This is a genomic window from Cytophagales bacterium, assembly GCA_033344775.1.
Taxonomy (GTDB): Bacteria; Bacteroidota; Bacteroidia; order Cytophagales; family Cyclobacteriaceae; genus JAWPMT01.
Window position 1 is genome coordinate 696,691 of record JAWPMT010000002.1, and the last position, 17,954, is coordinate 714,644.

Genomic DNA, 17,954 nt, shown 5'->3' on the forward strand with positions numbered 1-17,954 from the left:
GCAACATGCACATTCAAGCATAAAGACGCTTTTTTATCAGTATCGGAATTGATTTTTATCGTGTTTTAGCAATAAAAATGCTTGAACATTTTTTTAGATAGCATAAATGAATTTGATCTTTTATCTTTACTGTTTACCAGTTGAAACCTGACCATTAAATTCTGACTTTTTGAGGACGTGAAGAAACTCAAGAAAATTTTGCTCGTCGATGACGATGAGCACACCAACTTTCTAAATAAGACAATTATTCGACACGCGAAGTTCGCGGATGAGGTTGTTTCTCAGATCAAAGCGGAAGAAGCTTTGAAGTACATTGCCGAAGAGACCAGGAATGGCAACTTACCAGACCTGATTTTTCTCGACATCAACATGCCTTTAATGGACGGTTGGGATTTCATGCGTGAATACGCTCAGATGGGCCTCAATGGTGTTGGACCAAAGGTCATCATGCTTACGTCATCGATCAACCCTAAAGACGAAGAGCGAGCAGCAGCCATCAAAGAGTTATCCGGATTTAGATCAAAACCACTTTCATACGACGTACTGAACGACATCTACGATCGATTCTTTGATACAGAAGAATAGGGTTTACCCTGAACGTTAGATTGTTTCATCAAATCTTCTTTCTTTTCTGGTTTTGTTCTTAGTCTATTGTTTTCCAACCAAAAACGAAAATCCAGTAACGAGAAACAAATAGACTTAATCCAACTTAAGTACCTTCTGATTTCCTGTAATGGCATCCACCATACGCGTGTAGCTGACCCGATCTTCCTTTTCGGCGGATTGATAAAAGAATTCAAGTCCTTCGAGTACCACCGTACATTCACCTAACTCATATCGTTGAGATTCGACACGATCACCGGTCATGATAGGATTCCCATTGATGTCTAGTAGTTGTGGTGGTTGTTTTTCTTTGGGCTTTTTCTTGAATAGGGATTTGAACATGGATAGCGGTTGAAATTTTTATTCTTGTTAAATAATATGAGATTTGACCTGATTCAAAGAAGGCTGCAAATTAGTCAATTGAAGTAACATGTACCGACCGATTAAATAATAGGTATGGCAAATAACTACTCTAAATGATTTTACCACACGCTTTTGAAGATCAGCTTTCGTTTTTAGATGCTGATGAGGTCATTGACTTAAAATCTGCGCTCACTGAATCACCTGTAACAAGCTTGAGGGTCAATCCTGCGAAATGGGCACATGAGGTGATCTTGCCAAAAGTCCCCTGGACGGATCATGGTTATTACTTACCGGAACGCCCCAATTTTACGTGTGATCCGTTGTTGCATGCGGGGGCTTACTATGTACAGGAAGCTTCTTCCATGGTTGTCGGGTACATTTTGAAGTCATTATTGGAAAAGTTGCCAGAGCAGGCGATGGTGCTGGATTTGTGTGCTGCTCCTGGAGGGAAATCCACAGATCTGGCCGCAGGACTGAGGCCAGGTGATATTTTGCTTTCTAATGAAGTGATTCAAAGTCGAGCACGGATCTTGAAAGAGACAGTAATGAAATGGGGAGCTGCTTCGCATTGGGTATCTTCCAATGATCCCGAAGACTTCAAGCAATTACCAGGCATGTTTGATCTCATGCTAATTGATGCGCCTTGTTCGGGCGAAGGACTGTTTAGAAAAGGTCCTGAAGCCATGAAGGAATGGTCTCCGGAGGCAGTATCCCATTGTCAGAAACGTCAGCAGCGTATCCTGGCAGATGCCTGGGATAGCCTTGCGGAAGAAGGGTTTTTGATCTATGCGACTTGTACTTACAATCAGTACGAGAATGAAGAAGTCCTTCAGTGGCTTATCGACAATCACGAAGTAGCTCCGGTACCGATGGCGGTAGCGGAGTTTGGATTCAAGGTATTTGAGCAGCAGGGATTTCCTTTGTATAAGGCCTTTCCTCATCAAGTGAAAGGGGAGGGGTTCACCTATTTTGTGATTCAAAAGAAGGAATTGACTGAAAGTGTAGCACCGAAAGCCAAACGAAAGAAAGACCAACGCAAACGAGTATCGGTAGAAAAATACATCAAAGATCCGCAGGCTGAAGGTCTGGTTGTGGATGAAGTATTGTATTATACCGATGATTTGCCAACCCGTGATTTGTTGGGTGAACGATTGCATATGCTGAAAAGCGGTTTACGAATCGGGGAGTTCAAAAAGAATAAGTTGGTCCCTGAACATGAATTGGCCCTTTCACAATTAATTAGCGAACACTATCAATCTATTGAACTTACTTACGAACAGGCGATTCTCTATTTAAGAAAGGAGGCATTTGATGCTCCTGAGGGTGATCGAGGATTTAATGTAGTTAGGTATAAAAACGTCAACCTGGGATTTATCAATCACTTGGGCAATCGATTCAATAGCTTATACCCCTCGGGATTAAGAATCCATTCGCAGCAATGTGATTCCGCCGAGCGGAATATCATATGATCAGTAACGAATGATACAATTCAGTTCCTATAAACATGTTTAGTTTTGGGAATTAACTTATTAGACTTAACCCATTGAAACGGAACTTTCTTCAGCACGCCCTCCTTGTTTTTTGTTTTGTATTAATTTTTCAAGGCGTTGCTATCGGCCAGAATCAGGACAAAGCCATTGTCAACGAGACCATTCTATGGTACTACTATAGCCAAAAAGTGAAGCTTAGTAACAAATGGAGCTTATCCGGGATTGTGCAATACCGTGATTTTACAGATCGGACCGAAGATTATCATATTTTCCTGACTGCAAGTGCGACCAGAAAGCTGAAAAATGGATTTTCCGTCGGCTTTGGGTTCACTAACCTTAACATCAACCGAACGGCAGGAAGCGATTTTGTCCTGGTCCCTGAATTAAGGCCGTTTCAAAGTTTGTCTTATGGCTTCAAACAAGGCAATACCAACTTTTCATGGCGTGTGATGGCAGAAGAGCGTTGGTTCAGAAATGCTGCAGATGGAGAGCTTGTTTCCGGCTATAGCTATCAGTGGCGTTTTCGAAACAAGTTTCAGTTCATGTTTCCTATAGCTAATAAGCTATCTCTGGAACTCAGTTCAGAGGTAATGGTTAATGCAGGAGACCCGGTTGTTATCAATGTATTTGATCAGCATCGAGGAATTGTGCAATTCCACTGGGACCTTGCTCCATTCAAAATCATGGCCGGCTACATGCACTGGTTCTTTCAAACGGCTGCCAATCAGCATCAGAATCGACATACCATTTTGTTAGGACTATCACATTCGTTGGATTTGACGAAGTGATCAGACTCGCAATAGATTGGCTTTCTTCTTTTTGCGATCTCCACTGAATATCTTGAGAATTTGTTTCAAGGTGTTTTTCAGTAGCGCAACATAGAGAATTCCAGTGATCAACCAGATTACCGCAATGTTGAACCATACGGTATCTATCGGATAGCCAAAGACCTTTTTCACCGGTGCGTAGAAATGTGCCCGGAAATAATCCGAATACGGCTTCATATAAATCGGGTCTTTCTTACGGATCAGGGCATCTTCTGTGTGATAAACCTTGTTGAGTTCTGCCCGATTGGTGACAATGTTCTTCAGTGATTTACTGCCGTAATCTTTTTTCAAATTCTGAAAACCTTCTTTGCCATACGTCGCTATCAGGCCATTGTAAATGGAGTCCTTATTGGCTACAGCCAATTTGTATTGCTCCTGAAAGGTTTCCTTGCGCTGGGTCAAATACAATTTGGTGCGATCAGCAATGGTTTCATTGAATGATATTGTGTCAATAGCACTGATCAGGTTGAAGCTAACATTCGTGCGCTTGGCCAATGCGTCCAATTCATTGCGGAGTAAAATAAAATCCTGTTGTCTGCTCGAGGGGTCGGTTTCACTTTTCAGGCTGTTTACCAGCGATTCAAGGCGAGGCAGGTGATAGTTGTTTTCGTAGGAAAACTCGCTCATCCGCATCTCCGCATCAAAGAAATGCTTCATGTATTGATTGTCCTTGTATTGGGCAACTGAGAGGGCTTCATAGGACCACCTCGAGATCATGATGTCTCCGACGATAGGAACATATCGGTCATTACTGAAGCTTTTGTGCAGATCGTCGAAACGAATCATGGCACCACCCAGCAACAGTTGAGGGACCAAAATAAATGGGATCAGGATGTAAATCGTGATGATCGAATTCAAGGCGGAGGAGATGTTCAAACCAATCAGGTTGGCCGCACAGGAGGTAGAGAACAGGATCATCCAATAGTAGAACGTCATGCCCTTGATTTCCAAAATCCAGTTGCCGAGTAAGGTAAAGGACAAGGCCTGTACCGCTGAGAGTACGAATAAGAATGCGATCTTGGCATTGATGTAGCTTGTACGACTCAAATTCAGGAACGATTCCCGTTCGAGAATTTTCCGATCTTTAAATATTTCTTCCGCACTCACGGACATCCCCATAAAAAGGGAGACTACCACGGACATGAACAGGTACACGGGCAGGTTTTTATTGTCCTGAAAGATGTATCCACCCGCAGGTGTATATTTTGAGAAAAACCCAAGGATCAAGGCCAGTAGGGGGGCTTCCAATAAATTGATCAGGATGTACTGCCGATTCGCCAGTTTGGAAAGCAGGTTTCGTTGACCAAATATTTTGAACTGCTTCAGTCTTGAAGGAATGTTGAAGTTGTTAGGTGGGAGTTGCTCCTGATATCGCACCCGCTTCAAATTGCTTTCTATGTTTTCTTTATAGCGCAGGTACCAACTTTTAGGGGCTACCTTGCGCTGACCCGTGTTCTTACCATTGTCATCTATTTCTGTGGATTCAATGACCTGCAGAATATGTTCTGCAATCACGTTACCACATCTCGGACATTCACTTTCCGCAGCGTTGACCTGAGTGCTCATGGTTTTGAAATAGACCACCGCATCTATGGGATTACCATTGTAGATGGGGTATCCACCTTTATCCAATAGCCACAGTTTGTCAAACAGCTTGAAAATATCAGAAGATGGCTGGTGAATGATCGCCACCACTAGTTTTCCCTTTCTGGCCAGGTCTCGCAATAGCCACATGACTTTTTCCGAGTCATTGGAGGAAAGCCCACTGGTTGGCTCATCCACGAAGAGCACACCCGGTTCTCGCATCAACTCAAGGGCGATGTTGAGTCGTTTACGTTGACCACCACTGATCGACTTGTTTAATGGATCCCCAACTTTCAAGTCTCGGATCTCAAACAGATCAAGGTCTTTCAATACTTTCTCTACGGTCATTTTCAACCGATCAGGGGAGAATCCCGAGAAAGAGATCTTGGCGTTGAAATACAGGTTTTGATAAACCGTCAATTCATCAAACAGGAGATCGTCCTGAGGAACGTACCCAATGACTCCTTCGCGCCCTGCGCGCTGCACGGAATATCCGTTGATGTGTACCCGCCCGCTCGTTGGTTCAAGTTTACCATTGAGCAAATTGAGTAAGGTGGATTTTCCAGCGCCACTACCACCCATGATACCAACTAAATGGCCTGATTCCTCAGAGAAATTGAATTTCTGGATGCCATTGGTGCTGTTCTTGAATTGGAATTCCAGGTCTTCACCGCTCAATACGATTTTGACCTTGGTCTTGTCTTTTAAGAATTTCTTGGTGACTTCCGTTTCATAGATCGATTCAATATTCGGGCCCTTGATGATCGACCCGGGTTTCAGGAAGTACGCTTTATTGGGAGAGATCTTATTACCCTCCAAATACAGGTTTAGCGGGCCATCGTATTTGAAGACAAATCGTTCTACGGATTCTATTTGAAGGACAAGGATCTTTCCATAAAGATTCTCCACATACATGTGCAGACCGCCATGTTCTGTTTTTACCTTTTTCTCCTTCTTCCTCATCATCCAGGCCACTTCTTCTGGCCATTCGGTCATTTTATTATCGATGAGGAGGAGCTGACTCTTGTCAATGTTGTCCGTATCCTTATCAAAGATGAACGACATGACGTTTTGGACTTCCTTTTGATTCAGGTTGAAGTTCATCGCAACCAGTGAAGCAAATTCACCTTCTTTTGCAATGATCTTTTCGTCCGCATTGATCAATTCCAGTAGCTGGATGAATACCGTGATACGTTCGCTTTGTCGTAGCTCCTTGTTGAGTTGGTTACAGATCTTGGCGATTTGGATGATACTGGTCGAATCAATACCTAACTCATGATTCCCGGAAGGGTCCTGATTGGCTTCCCGATAGAAAGACAGGTAATCATAGAAGAGTTTCAGGTACTCATTGGTCAGTTCCTGATTCAGATTCTTTTTGAGGTAGGGCTTGACGATCAAATCGCCGGTATCCTCTTTGAAATCTTCTTTTACACTCTCAATGATGGCAAACAGATGTACCAATGCATTGACAATGGTTTCGCTCATTCCTTGCATTAAGGCTAAAATAAAAAAAAGTCCCGCGTTTTGCGCGGGACTTTCGTCATCAGATTGATATAAATTTTTTTATTAGCTCACGATGTTGGATCGAACTTCATTGATGCTCTCAATAACGTCATTGAATTGACCTTCAGTGATCGCATTGTTATCCCCGATTTGATCGTAGAATATATTGATCAATCGCAACTGTGGCAGCACTCGGTTGACATTCTCGTCATCCTGATATTTTTCCATCAATTCAACAAGTTTGCTCACTTGATCTTTTTGAGCGGCAAGTACTTCCATCAATTGCTCGTTGTAGTCACTTGCTACAATTAGCTGACCAGTGATGTAAAGTCCTTCCACAACACTACCAGCAATAACCAGAAGTGAGTTTAACTCTTCACCATTGGTATTGAGGTGGTTGTAAGTATCGTAAATAGCACCTGTGATAATCAGGATCAATTCGTCGCTGTTGTCCAGGTTTTCTTCCACTGACTCTACCATGTCAGCATTAAAGGCCGTAGAAATGTTCAGATCTTCTACCAACTGTTTGGAAGCATTCAGAAACTGAGTGGTTTCTTCCTGACGCTTGTAAGTACTGGCGTAGCTCAAGTCAGCACCATAAACACCCAGGTTCAGGGCTTTTTGCCACGTAGCCACGTAGTTGTCCACGTTGGTAGGAGGGTTGGTGATGTTGAACACGAAGTTGGCGTTTGCTTTTTGAAGCATATTGGTCACTTCGTAAGAAGTAGGAATGGGATATTCGAATTCGCGCTCAACGAATGTAGATAACTCCTTTTTAGTCTCTTCCTTCTCCTCAACAGTCTCTTGTGTAGACTTTCCTCCACATTGCGTTAACAAAACGGTGGCGAAAACCAAGGAAAAGAAATAAAGTAGCTTTTTCATCTGTAATTAGTTATAGTTCCAATTTGATCAAGGTGGAAAACCTATGGTTGCAAATGTACCATCATCTTTCGCTTTATGAAGCGAATAATCATGTGTTCAAAGGTAATTAATGAATTTTAACTGCTCCAACCTTCCTTAATTACTCTTTAAATGGAGCAAAATCCTTTTTTTCGGTCGAAAGGTCAGCAATTACTTCACTGTGAAATACCCTTTACCCATCTGGTAATCATCTGTGTATACCTCCACCTCATGACGACCTATGGCGTATTCACTTCCCTTATCATAAAGCAAAGTAATTTGCTGCCGGCTTCTATCGTACAAGATATCTTTCTTAGCGGTGTAGAACAATTCCCTTCCTTCGAAAAAGAAAGAACCTGAACCCCGGCTTACATCGAACAATACGTTGCCATCAGGAGCCACTATTCTAATGAGCAGTTCTTTTCCTTCGATAGGGGCCACTTCGTTTTCAGTCACGCTAAACTCAACCTTCAATTGGTCAATATGGCGGTTCCTGAATTCGGCCTCACGTTCTTTTCCACGAGTATTCACAGCAAATACTTTGAGCCCTTCCATGCGGAGCCTTCCTGCCAATGCTACTTGTTGCGCCAATTGCTCTTTCTGCTCTTCAATGGCCCGAAGATTTTGATTCAATTCGTTTTTCTCGTTCTTTAAATCCGTGTTTTCCGACATCAAGGAATCATTCAGCACTTTCAATTGCTTAATTTCCTCATCTTTAAGCAATAGCAATTCCTGATAGCCTCCCACACGATCTCTCAAGGCGGTGATGTTCTTTTGTCGGCGTTTATCCAGGTCCAATAGCTCTTTTTTCTCTGTTTCCAGCTGTTCTTTGATACTTAGCAGTGTATCAATCTCTCCACCGAGATCTTCGATGGTTCGGATGCGATCATCCAGTTCGTTGGAAATAGAGTCTAGTTGCAGGATCGTCGCATTCAGCTCAATTTCTCGCTGCTCCTTTTGTGCAGAAAGCTTCATGTTCTCGATCACGAAATAGACGATCACACTAGCGAGCACAAATACGATTACTCCTATGACTATGTTTCTGTTCTGGTTTTTAACTGTTTCCTTCTCCATGTAGACTAAGACCTTTTAGCTCAGAACGTTCGTTTGATGTATTTCTTTATTTCGCCGCAAAACTAATTGTTTGTTTTTTGAAATGATAGTCTCTTCCAGTTCTATTAAAAAGGCAGCATAGTACGAAGACTAGCTTTGATTTAACTTTAGAGTATGATTGAGAAGAACCAATTCAGGACTAAAGAATCAATTCAATTAACCGAAGATCAGGAGAAGGAATTGCAAGAATCCTATTTGGAAAGTTTTGATGAAAGTAATCTTATTGATCTTGAAACTTTAAAAGACAAGCATTCACATTGGCTAAATGGATAACTTTTACTGAACTAAAACAAGCGCGTCATGCCGGTTTTTTTCAGTTTAAATTCCGAAGGAAACTGAAAAAAGACCGGTATCTCTTTCACGCGCTTCTTTCATTCTAAAAACAGATAGCCTTCTGAATTAGCAATAAATCAAAACTTCACCACAAAGTGTTGCTTCTCCAGTTTCTGATTGGGGAAAAGTAAGCCAGCCTGGAAAATATCAATGGTCATGGGGAATCGTGTATCAGCGACCAATTCCTGCCAGATGTTGGTCATGTCTTTGGACCAATAAATGTCATGAATAATGATGCATTTGATCCTGGAGAGGTGAGGAGCTAGGATATCCATGAACTTTGAAGTAGCAACCGAACGGTGATCTGCGTCTAAAAAAATCACGTCAGCACCGGAATCCTGCAGTGAAGCCTCGAAGGTTTCATGAATGTCCCCAGTGATCAGTTTGATCTTGTGGGCTTTCATTCGAGTGAAATGATCAGCGGCGATCTCAGCAATGGAGGAATTACCTTCCAGGGTCCAAACTTCTTTTACCGAAGATTGCGCCAGATAGAGGGCATTGAAACCCAATGAAGTGCCAGTTTCTAATACACAGTCAGCATTAATGTAATCGAGTAACTGGCTTAGAAAAGCTGAAAAAGTGGCCGTTGATGGAGAACTCCTGGCTTCTTCTCCTAATTTTTTAGTTCGTATAGTTCCGGACTTAAAGTCGGTAACGCTGATTGCCTGCTGAGCGCGTTGACAAGTCTTTCTCAACTGCTCGATCTCGGAGGAAAGGTGTCTTCTTTTTTTACGGATGTATTTGGCGTACAATCGATAAACAAAAGGAGAGTGCAAGCCATGTGCACCAACAGCTTGTTTTTTGTATTCGAATAACCTTTGGATGAAATGCCAGTTGTCCTGAGGCAAGGAGCAATCAGTTTAGCTGAAAAGGAACGATCATCATGAACTCCGGAATATTGACGTTGAATTGTTTGCCGTCCAGTACCCGCTCCATGGTATAATAACCGTACATTTTTCCCATCCCGGATCGGAGGTTACAACCAGATACATATTGATGGATCTGTCCAGGTTCGAGGGTAGGTTGTTTTCCTACTACGCCTTCACCATCCACCTGTCTTCGGGGATTGGTTACATCGACAATCTCCCAATGTCTGAATTTTAATTGAATGGTATTTGTACTCTGATTTTCGATCGTGATTCGATACGTAAACACAAAGTGATGCTGAGCCGGATTGGAATATTCCGGTTGATATTCGGTCTCTACCGTTACTTTGACGCCTTGTGTAGTATCCGTGATCAATTTCTTCATTCACTCAATTATCTCCCAAACATTGATGTTTTTTGGCAAAGTCACAAGGTGAAAGCCAAATTCTTTTAGGATTTATTTAAGGATTAAACCAAATTCCAGATCGTAAATTGTCCCGATCCGCCTAATATTGAATCCGATACGGTCTTAAAATGAAAGTAAAAATTGAACCAAGCTGGGAATCGGCGCTAGCCGGAGAATTTGAACAGGATTATTTCAGATCACTGGTAGCATTCGTCAAAGAGGAATATCAATCTGCCCGTGTTTACCCTCCTGGGAGTCAGATTTTCAATGCTTTCGACTTTTGTCCATTTGATGAAGTAAAGGTTGTTATTCTTGGTCAGGATCCGTACCATGGTGCAGGTCAGGCACATGGGCTGTGTTTTTCGGTTAATCCAGGAATAACCAATCCTCCTTCATTGATCAATATTTTCAAGGAGATCAAATCAGATCTCGGTAAAGACTTCCCGGCGGATGGGAACCTGGTACGATGGGCGCACCAGGGTGTGCTTTTATTGAATGCTACACTTACTGTTCGCGCAAGTGAACCCGGCTCACATCAAAACAGGGGGTGGGAGCAGTTTACTGATGCGGCCATTAAGGCCATCTCTGATTCCAAAGAAAACATTGTATTCATGCTCTGGGGTGCCTATGCCCAGAGAAAAGGAGAGGTCATTGATCGCACGAAGCATCGCGTGCTACAATCGCCACATCCTTCCCCGTTTTCTGCAAATCGGGGTTTTTTTGGTAATAAACACTTTAGTCAGTGCAATAATTACCTCGTAGATAAGGGTATTTTGCCAATTGAGTGGTAATTTGAGGTATTAAACATTTCTAAAGCAACTAAGATATGTTAGATGAAGACAAAATCTACTCGTTGTACGAGCCCAAATCCGAAAGGGATAATAAGCTCGCGGGTTTCCTTTTTTTGGTAGCATTCATCGGAGGAGCGATCGGTCTCGTCCGATTAGTGGTCTATTTCATAGCGGAGAGCAATCCACCTGCCTAATACCTGGTTGATTTTGGTTTGAGTTTTTTGTTTAGGAACAATAAAATAAATATAGTTGTGCAATTGCCTTGGTTGGTAATTGATGCTTGTTTTCGAATATTGCCAGTTCCAAAATCCCCAGCCTTGCCGCAGGTAGGCTTTCAGGCACCCCTGTTAAGTATAGCCGTCGACTTAAGAATACTAATAGCCATCCACCGAAAAAGCAGATTAATTTAAATCGTCATTGCGATGGCACCGCAGCGGCGGACCGTCGGCCACCCGGCATAGTGAAGCCAATCTTACGATTTATGGGCCTGAACTCCCGACTAAAGATCGCCGCTTCGGCGGTCGATCGATGCCTCGCGAAGACGGGAGATTTTAGAACCTTTCGCTTAAGATGACGGCAATGTCTTATTAAGGGAGAGTGAGGTATAATGCTCAGAAATGAACTATTTCATTACTTAATCCCATTGAACAAACGACTCCAGCGAACACCGCTGAATAGACCTTTGTTGGCTTCATGAGACATCCAGATAAATGACGCTTCGCCTACAATGAAGTCTTCGGGTACAAATCCCCAGTATCGGGAATCCAGCGAATTATGACGGTTGTCACCCATCATGAAGTAGTAATCCTTTTTGAACGTGTACTCTGACAATTTGTCGCCATTAACTACCAATTCGCCATCAGTAACTGATACATCCTGCAAATCTTCATAGTCGCGGATCGTAGATCCGTACTTGGCCAGCATACGTTCATCAATCGGAATGGTCATGCCTCGAAAGGGAACCTCCAATGGGCCATATTGGTCTTTGTTCCAGGGATAAAATTCAAAATCAGGAAAGATGGGTTGACCGAAACCTGGCTCTCTAACGCCTGGCTCCATCATGACTTGTTCCACACGATCAACGAAAGGTAATGCAGCCAGTTTATCGGCTTTGTCCTGAGATGTTTGTACACCATACCCGAAAGCCTGTTTGCTGATTTCGGAAATGTCGATTTCTTCAAATACGCGATCTCGAATGGTTTCTTTGGTGAATACCCGATAGCTGTGTTGCATCAATTCAGGATTGTCAGATGGCACGCCATTGACGATGACCTGACTGTTTTCTACCACTACAGTATCTCCCGGGATGCCTACGCATCGTTTGATGTAGTGTGTTCGTAAGTCTTTTGGATGTTGGAATTCAGGAGGATAGTTGAAGACCACTACATCATTTCGTTCCACTTTACCCAAAGAAGGGAGTCTGAATTGTGGGAGTTGAACCGAACTGACATAAGAGGGTACATCCGTACCCCAGATCTTCGCGTGTGTCAAAGGAATCTGGATCGGTGTTTTTGGTGTTCTCGGACCGTATTCGATCTTACTCACAAACAAAAAGTCACCAACCAGTAATGATTTTTCCATCGAAGGCGTAGGGATCACATAGGCTTCCATGAATACCCATCGGATACAAGTTGCTGCAAATACGGCAAAAACGATCGCTTCAAACCACTCCTGTCCCTGACTTTTAGGTTTTTTGGGAATATCTACTGCTTTACCCACGTACTTGGTATTTCCATAAGCCACAAAGACCATGTAGAAAGGAGCCAGGATAACACCGACAGCCTGATCAAAGTAGGAAAAACGATCAAAAGACTTCAAAAGGTCCAGGTGGATGGTCAACGCCACGAAGAAGTTGATCACGGGTACGAAAAGCAAAGCAACCCACCAGGTAGGACGCCCTACAATCTTCATGTGGACGTAATAATTGTAAAATGGCACAAACCCAATCCATCCTTGTTCACCTGCTTTTTCAAAGAATTTGTAGTAAGCAATTGCCTGAAGCAGGTACCATCCTAGTAGGACAATGATCAGAGTAGCAGCGTTAAAGTCGTTTAAGTACATAGGGCTATCGAGCTATATTTTCAGGAAATCATCCATATCCAACATGCCATTTTGATCATTGATCCATTCGGCAACTTTCACAGCACCAAGGGCAAAACCTTTGCGGCTGTTTGCAGTATGAGTAATTTCTATGGTGTCCTCCGCAGACGTATAGGATACGGTATGCGTTCCCGGAACGTTAGGTTTCCGTTCCGATATTATAGACAATTTTGTATTATCGGTTGATTCTTCGTTTATCCAGTCAGTTTTGGCCTGATTCTTTTCCAGAATTCCATCAGCCAGCGTAATGGCAGTTCCTGATGGCTGGTCAAGTTTTTCGGTATGATGGATCTCAGTCATGCTGATTTCATAATCCTGGGCATCCATCAGCGTGGCCAGTTGCCGGTTGAGCTTAAAAAACAGGTTTACTCCCAGGCTGTAGTTGGATGCATAGAAGAAAGTTCCCTGAGTTTCATTGACCAATGCTTCAATCTCCGAAAGTCTATCTAACCATCCTGTAGTACCACTGACAACCTTAACACCGTGACTAATGCAAGAGGTTATGTTAGCAAAAGCAGATTCAGGTCTTGAAAATTCAATGGCCACATCCGTATTATCTCCATTCAGTTCCGACAGTTGATCTCTGTTGTCCTGATCGATGATGAAACTGATCTTATGTCCTCGGGCAGTGAGTAGTTCATGAATGACCTTGCCCATTTTGCCATATCCGACAATTGCAATGTTCACGTGAATTAAAAATTGAAGGTCAGTGATACGCCCATGGAGCGCGAAAATAGTGGAGAAGACTCAAATTTTGGTTCCATTTTCATGGAAAGACTTTTATTCACTTTGAATTCATGCAAATGAGCCGCTACATGGGCCTCCACAATGTTGATCAGGTACGCAATGGTTGTTAGAATGATTAGAAAGTCCCGGTCACGTTGATAGCGGTCTCGAATGGTTCTTAGTCTGGATTCTTCGATGCCTGGAAAAGGATTGACCGTATTAGGATCACTGTCTGCCTCTGCCCGTAGCGCATTGTTGAAATCGCTGTATAAGGTGTGATTGTACCGAATCCCGTGAAATAGTCCCAGGAACGCTCCATAAATGATGGGGACCTTCCAGTATTGGCCATTATAGACCTGTCCCAGTCCAGGTAAAATAGCCGAAAACACGGCCGACTTGTTTGGATCCAAGGTAGAGACTTCTTCAAAAAAGACCACTGAGTCTTCCTGCATCAGAAAGGTAGAATCTGATAATTCTTCCTGTGCTTGCCCCACATGAGACAAGCATGTGATGAAAAGAAGGACTAAACTATACTTCCAGTATTTCAAGGATCCGGTTAAGATCCTCGGTAGAAACGAATGGAATTTTGATTTCTCCACGATTTCCCTGATCAGATTTGATTTTGATTTTCGTACCAAAGTGCGAAGATAACTGATCTTGTAATCTGAGGATTTCTCCGTTCTCGGAAGTGGGAGGTTTTGGCTTTGCTGTTGTTCCATTTAAGATTGTTCGAGCCAATTCTTCGGCCTTACGCACAGAAAGGGCTTCGTTTATGATCTTGTTAAAAACGTTCAGTTGCAGGTCTATATTTTCTATGGACAACAAAGCTTTTGCATGACCCATGGAGATTTCTTTGTCACGTAAAGCTGCCTGAACAGCAGGAGGGAGTTTCAACAATCGGAGATAGTTATTGACTGTGGTTCTTTTCTTGCCAACACGGTCACCCAATTCTTCCTGTTTCAATCCTATCTCACTTAGCAGTCGTTGGTAACTCAGTGCAATTTCAATTGAATTAAGGTTTTCTCGCTGAATGTTTTCAATCAATGCCATTTCCAGCATCTGCTGGTCGTCGGCGGTACGGATATAGGCGGGTACTTTTTCAAGTCCGGCTCTTTTAGAAGCTTGTAAGCGTCTTTCACCGGATATCAGCTGGTAAGCATCATCAGATAGTTTTCTGACGGTAATGGGTTGAATGATGCCCTGCGTTTTGATCGATTCAGCCAATTCTTCCAGCGCATCTTCATCAAAATCCGTTCGTGGCTGGAACGGATTTACTTCGATGCTGGCAACCAGAATTTCGCCAATATCTGAGGTTTCTTTTTTCTCTACTGCAGCAGGTGCAACCTGTTTTTCTTCTACTGCATCGGAATCCGAGAGGAGGGCGCCAAGGCCTTTACCAAGACCAGTCTTTTGTTTTCCTTTCGCCATGAATTAAGCGGCTTTTACGTCGTTGCGTTTCAGGATCTCTCTAGCCAGATTCAGGTAGCTCAACGCACCTTTTGATTCTGCATCGTGGGTGATGGCGGGTGTTCCGAAGCTAGGAGATTCACTCAGTTTAATATTTCTTGGGATCAGTGTATCAAATACCATGCTTTTGAAGTGCATTTTCACCTCTTCTACTACCTGATTAGATAGGTTCAGCCGCGTGTCGTACATGGTCAAAAGGATGCCTTCGATTTCCAGTTCAGTATTCAATCGACTCTGAATGATCTTGATGGTATTCAATAATTTGCCGAGCCCTTCCAATGCAAAGTACTCACATTGCACAGGTACCACTACCGAATTTGCAGCAGTAAGTGCATTAATCGTGATCAGACCAAGAGAAGGAGAGCAGTCGATGATGATGTAATCGTAACGGGTTTTCAGGTCTTCCATTACGTTCTTCATCTTTTCTTCGCGCTTTTCGATGTTTACCATCTCTACTTCAGCACCCACGAGATTGATATGAGAAGGAAGCAAGTCCAGGTATTTTACATCTGTTTTTACCACAGCTTTCATCGGATCGGCGCCTTCTACCATGCACTCATAAATGCTGGTTTCTACTTCTTTGGGGTCTCTGCCCACTCCTGAAGTCGCATTAGCCTGGGGATCGGCATCTACAATCAATGTTTTGAGTTCAAGGGCAGCTAAACTAGCGGCCAGGTTGATTGCTGTGGTGGTTTTACCAACGCCTCCTTTTTGATTAGCTATTGCAATGACTTTACCCATTCTATGATGATTTTACTAGTGATCGTTTTAGTTCGCGAAGGGATACTTGTGATCAAATACCCTGAAAAAGGACACAAATATATTCAAACTATACCCTACAATTATTTGATGTGGGTTAAATGTGGATTACTGAGACGCGGAACTTAAGTGATGAATAACGAAACTGCCTCGTTAAGTACTTCAAAATGTCGTTCCTTGTTTAAAAACGATGATTTTGGCTGTATTCAACGAGGCACTCTAATGGTTTTTTTCTCTGAAAAATGTCCTCAGGCAATGTGAATTACCCTGTGGATATTATTTCTTTTTCTTTTGTTTTTTCTGTGCCTCCTCATTCGCCTTCATGGCTTCCTCCAATCTGGTCTGGAATTTGGATTTTTTCTTGTTGGCATTTTTCTTCTTATTCTCCTCCAACGTTTGTTTGATCTTGTCTTCATCGATGAATCTCTTGAACAAGAAGATCTGCCCCAAAGAAACCAGGTTACTAATGAAATAGTAGTAGGTAAGACCTGCCGCGTAGGAGTTGAAGAAAAACAGCAACATCACAGGCATGATGTACTGCAATGACTTCATAGGGCCCTGTACCGTAGTGGTCTGGCTGTTGAAGAAGGTAAAGAACAGCATGGATACGCACATCAGAATCGTGAAAAGGCTGATGTGATCGCCATAGAATGGTATCTCAAACCCAAAATCCAGGATGGAATCAAAGGTTGAAAGGTCATGGGCCCAAAGGAGGCTTACCTGGCGTAGTTCGATCGCATTAGGAATGTAATAGAACAGCGCAACCAGAATAGGAAACTGCAACAACATCGGAATACAGCCACTCAAAGGGTTGATGCCCACTTTCTGGTAAAGCGCCATCTGATCTTTCTGCGCATCCTGCATGTTGTCACCATGCTTTTCCTTGATCTCGTCCAATTCAGGCTTGAGTACGCGCATTTTCGCCATGGAAATATGCGACTTGTAAGTCAATGGGGACAACATCAACCGGATGATCAGTACAAGTACGATGATCAGTAGGCCATAACCAGGGATGAATTTTTCTAATTGATTCCAAATTGGTAAGACCAGAAATTTGTTGACCACCGAAAGGATAGACCAACCCAAATTCAGGTTTTCGTTGAAACCTTCGCCGAAGGCATCCAGGTCATCATAGGCATTAGGTCCGAAATACAGTTTGAATTTTGATTCTCCGCTGGCCAGACCTGTAAATGGAATATCTGCGGACAAGGTCATGTATTTTACAGTGGTCGTATCTGCCTCGTTCGTATCCAGGGTTACATAGGCCTTGGAGAAATTGTTACTAGCCAAAATCGCGGAGGTGAAGTACTTCTGCTTGAAAGCAATCCACGTAACTTTTTGGTTCAGCGTTTCTTCTTCGAAATCCAGCGATGTATTGCTGAGATAATCAACTCCTGACTCTGGAATGAAATAGCGAACCGTGGAACGCTGCCTCGGGTCTGTCAAGTGTGGCTCGATTCTATTGGCTGGATGATTCCAGGTCAATAAAAGGTCTTTTGCATCAATGAGTTTTTCAAAGCCTTGAGAAACGATCTCATAACCCATCTCATATTTGTCCTCATAAAGGGTGTAGATCTGCTTCAAGCTTCGACCATCATCTGTTCTCATGGTAGCAGTCATGACGGTGCTGTCACCCATCATGTTAGTTTCCATATCGAAATGGAGGTCTCGTAAGCTGATCTTTTTACCTAAATGATCAAAGCTGATGTCCATGATAGAGCGACCGGCCACCATCAATGTCAGGGGACCACCATCATATGAAGTATAATCATTCAGCGAAACTTGCTTAGGAAATCCACCTTTTGAAGAGAAAAGTACCTTCATTTTGGAAGTAGTCACTTCCATGGTGTTGTTCTCAAATTCTGAAGCGTTTGAAGAGAACGATCCGTATTTTAAAATGCTCAGGGCCTGTGCTGCAGAATCGCTAAGCGCCTCGGCTTTTTCCTCCTGACGAGGTTCCTGAAAAGAAGTTGTGCTTGCCGTTGAATCTACCTGAACATAGTCATCACCTTCAATTGGTGGTTCTGGTGGATCCGGGGCGAAAAACTGAAAATAGACGGTCACCAGGACCAACATCAGAATTAAACCTGTAATTTGGTTCTTATCCATTGCTTATAAAATAT

The 17,954-nt window shown here is 42.9% G+C and carries 18 protein-coding genes; 6 read left to right on the forward strand and 12 right to left on the reverse strand.

The genetic code is table 11. From position 1 onward, the window contains the following. Positions 1-177 precede the first annotated feature (177 nt). Entirely contained in the window at positions 178-585 is a 408-nt protein-coding gene (locus tag R8G66_07255) for a response regulator (GenBank protein MDW3192143.1), read from the forward strand. Positions 586-699: 114 nt separating this feature from the next. Here the strand turns inward: R8G66_07255 and R8G66_07260 are convergent, their stop codons facing one another. After that, the gene (locus R8G66_07260; protein MDW3192144.1) at positions 700-945 is read right to left on the reverse strand and encodes a hypothetical protein; all 246 of its coding nucleotides are present in this window, start codon (positions 943-945) and stop codon (positions 700-702) included. Between the two features lie 134 nt (positions 946-1,079). On the opposite strand from R8G66_07260, the gene R8G66_07265 reads away from it, so the two are divergent. Both R8G66_07265 and R8G66_07270 read left to right on the forward strand, forming a co-directional pair. Beyond that, a complete protein-coding gene (locus R8G66_07265) occupies positions 1,080-2,435 on the forward strand; it encodes an RsmF rRNA methyltransferase first C-terminal domain-containing protein (GenBank protein MDW3192145.1) in 1,356 nt (451 codons plus the stop codon). A gap of 74 nt (positions 2,436-2,509) precedes the next feature. After that, the gene (locus tag R8G66_07270; GenBank protein MDW3192146.1) at positions 2,510-3,244 is read left to right on the forward strand and encodes a DUF2490 domain-containing protein; all 735 of its coding nucleotides are present in this window, start codon (positions 2,510-2,512) and stop codon (positions 3,242-3,244) included. Here the strand turns inward: R8G66_07270 and R8G66_07275 are convergent, their stop codons facing one another. The 3 genes from R8G66_07275 to R8G66_07285 all read right to left on the reverse strand — a co-directional run bounded on the left by R8G66_07275 (position 3,245) and on the right by R8G66_07285 (position 8,344). Continuing rightward, positions 3,245-6,352, reverse strand: coding sequence for an ATP-binding cassette domain-containing protein (locus R8G66_07275; protein MDW3192147.1), 3,108 nt, complete (start codon positions 6,350-6,352; stop codon positions 3,245-3,247). An 81-nt stretch (positions 6,353-6,433) separates the two neighbouring features. Continuing rightward, positions 6,434-7,252, reverse strand: a complete 819-nt coding sequence (locus R8G66_07280; GenBank protein ID MDW3192148.1) for a hypothetical protein — start codon at positions 7,250-7,252, stop codon at positions 6,434-6,436. Positions 7,253-7,441: 189 nt separating this feature from the next. After that, positions 7,442-8,344: a chromosome segregation protein SMC gene (locus R8G66_07285; GenBank protein ID MDW3192149.1), complete on the reverse strand. Its 903-nt coding sequence runs from the start codon at positions 8,342-8,344 to the stop codon at positions 7,442-7,444. A 153-nt stretch (positions 8,345-8,497) separates the two neighbouring features. On the opposite strand from R8G66_07285, the gene R8G66_07290 reads away from it, so the two are divergent. After that, positions 8,498-8,656 carry a hypothetical protein gene (locus tag R8G66_07290; GenBank protein MDW3192150.1) on the forward strand — a complete coding sequence of 53 codons (159 nt, stop codon included), beginning with the start codon at positions 8,498-8,500 and terminating at the stop codon, positions 8,654-8,656. A 137-nt stretch (positions 8,657-8,793) separates the two neighbouring features. Here R8G66_07290 and R8G66_07295 read toward each other — a convergent pair whose 3' ends face one another. Continuing rightward, positions 8,794-9,564 (reverse strand): class I SAM-dependent methyltransferase, encoded by a 771-nt coding sequence (locus R8G66_07295; protein ID MDW3192151.1) that lies wholly within the window; start codon positions 9,562-9,564, stop codon positions 8,794-8,796. A 7-nt stretch (positions 9,565-9,571) separates the two neighbouring features. Continuing rightward, the gene (gene apaG, locus R8G66_07300) at positions 9,572-9,958 is read right to left on the reverse strand and encodes a Co2+/Mg2+ efflux protein ApaG (protein MDW3192152.1); all 387 of its coding nucleotides are present in this window, start codon (positions 9,956-9,958) and stop codon (positions 9,572-9,574) included. A gap of 158 nt (positions 9,959-10,116) precedes the next feature. Between apaG and ung the strand changes: the two genes are divergently transcribed. Together ung and R8G66_07310 are read left to right on the forward strand one after the other, a co-directional pair. Then, positions 10,117-10,779, forward strand: coding sequence for a uracil-DNA glycosylase (gene ung, locus R8G66_07305; GenBank protein ID MDW3192153.1), 663 nt, complete (start codon positions 10,117-10,119; stop codon positions 10,777-10,779). A gap of 35 nt (positions 10,780-10,814) precedes the next feature. After that, positions 10,815-10,973, forward strand: coding sequence for a hypothetical protein (locus tag R8G66_07310; GenBank protein MDW3192154.1), 159 nt, complete (start codon positions 10,815-10,817; stop codon positions 10,971-10,973). Between the two features lie 436 nt (positions 10,974-11,409). On the opposite strand, the gene lepB is transcribed toward R8G66_07310, so the two are convergent. The 6 genes from lepB to yidC form a co-directional block, all read right to left on the reverse strand. Then, positions 11,410-12,840, reverse strand: a complete 1,431-nt coding sequence (lepB, locus tag R8G66_07315) for a signal peptidase I (protein ID MDW3192155.1) — start codon at positions 12,838-12,840, stop codon at positions 11,410-11,412. Between the two features lie 12 nt (positions 12,841-12,852). Next, positions 12,853-13,566 (reverse strand): 4-hydroxy-tetrahydrodipicolinate reductase, encoded by a 714-nt coding sequence (dapB, locus tag R8G66_07320; protein ID MDW3192156.1) that lies wholly within the window; start codon positions 13,564-13,566, stop codon positions 12,853-12,855. A gap of 5 nt (positions 13,567-13,571) precedes the next feature. Further along, entirely contained in the window at positions 13,572-14,153 is a 582-nt protein-coding gene (locus R8G66_07325; protein ID MDW3192157.1) for a DUF5683 domain-containing protein, read from the reverse strand. After that, entirely contained in the window at positions 14,134-15,033 is a 900-nt protein-coding gene (locus tag R8G66_07330; protein ID MDW3192158.1) for a ParB/RepB/Spo0J family partition protein, read from the reverse strand. Before R8G66_07330 ends, R8G66_07325 begins: the two co-directional genes overlap by 20 nt. Before the next feature lie 3 nt (positions 15,034-15,036). Continuing rightward, complete coding sequence (locus tag R8G66_07335) at positions 15,037-15,813, reverse strand: AAA family ATPase (protein MDW3192159.1); 777 nt, start codon at positions 15,811-15,813, stop codon at positions 15,037-15,039. 294 nt (positions 15,814-16,107) lie between these two features. Further along, positions 16,108-17,940, reverse strand: a complete 1,833-nt coding sequence (yidC, locus tag R8G66_07340; GenBank protein MDW3192160.1) for a membrane protein insertase YidC — start codon at positions 17,938-17,940, stop codon at positions 16,108-16,110. Positions 17,941-17,954 lie beyond the last annotated feature (14 nt).

Coding starts and splice junctions, on each gene's coding strand:
- R8G66_07260 (MDW3192144.1), bottom strand. CDS start 945: ATGTTCAAATCCCTATTCAAGAAAAAGCCCAAAGAAAAACAACCACCA.
- R8G66_07265 (MDW3192145.1), top strand. CDS start 1,080: ATGATTTTACCACACGCTTTTGAAGATCAGCTTTCGTTTTTAGATGCT.
- R8G66_07275 (MDW3192147.1), bottom strand. CDS start 6,352: ATGAGCGAAACCATTGTCAATGCATTGGTACATCTGTTTGCCATCATT.
- R8G66_07280 (MDW3192148.1), bottom strand. CDS start 7,252: ATGAAAAAGCTACTTTATTTCTTTTCCTTGGTTTTCGCCACCGTTTTG.
- R8G66_07285 (MDW3192149.1), bottom strand. CDS start 8,344: ATGGAGAAGGAAACAGTTAAAAACCAGAACAGAAACATAGTCATAGGA.
- R8G66_07290 (MDW3192150.1), top strand. CDS start 8,498: ATGATTGAGAAGAACCAATTCAGGACTAAAGAATCAATTCAATTAACC.
- ung (MDW3192153.1), top strand. CDS start 10,117: ATGAAAGTAAAAATTGAACCAAGCTGGGAATCGGCGCTAGCCGGAGAA.
- R8G66_07310 (MDW3192154.1), top strand. CDS start 10,815: ATGTTAGATGAAGACAAAATCTACTCGTTGTACGAGCCCAAATCCGAA.
- lepB (MDW3192155.1), bottom strand. CDS start 12,840: ATGTACTTAAACGACTTTAACGCTGCTACTCTGATCATTGTCCTACTA.
- R8G66_07330 (MDW3192158.1), bottom strand. CDS start 15,033: ATGGCGAAAGGAAAACAAAAGACTGGTCTTGGTAAAGGCCTTGGCGCC.
- R8G66_07335 (MDW3192159.1), bottom strand. CDS start 15,813: ATGGGTAAAGTCATTGCAATAGCTAATCAAAAAGGAGGCGTTGGTAAA.
- yidC (MDW3192160.1), bottom strand. CDS start 17,940: ATGGATAAGAACCAAATTACAGGTTTAATTCTGATGTTGGTCCTGGTG.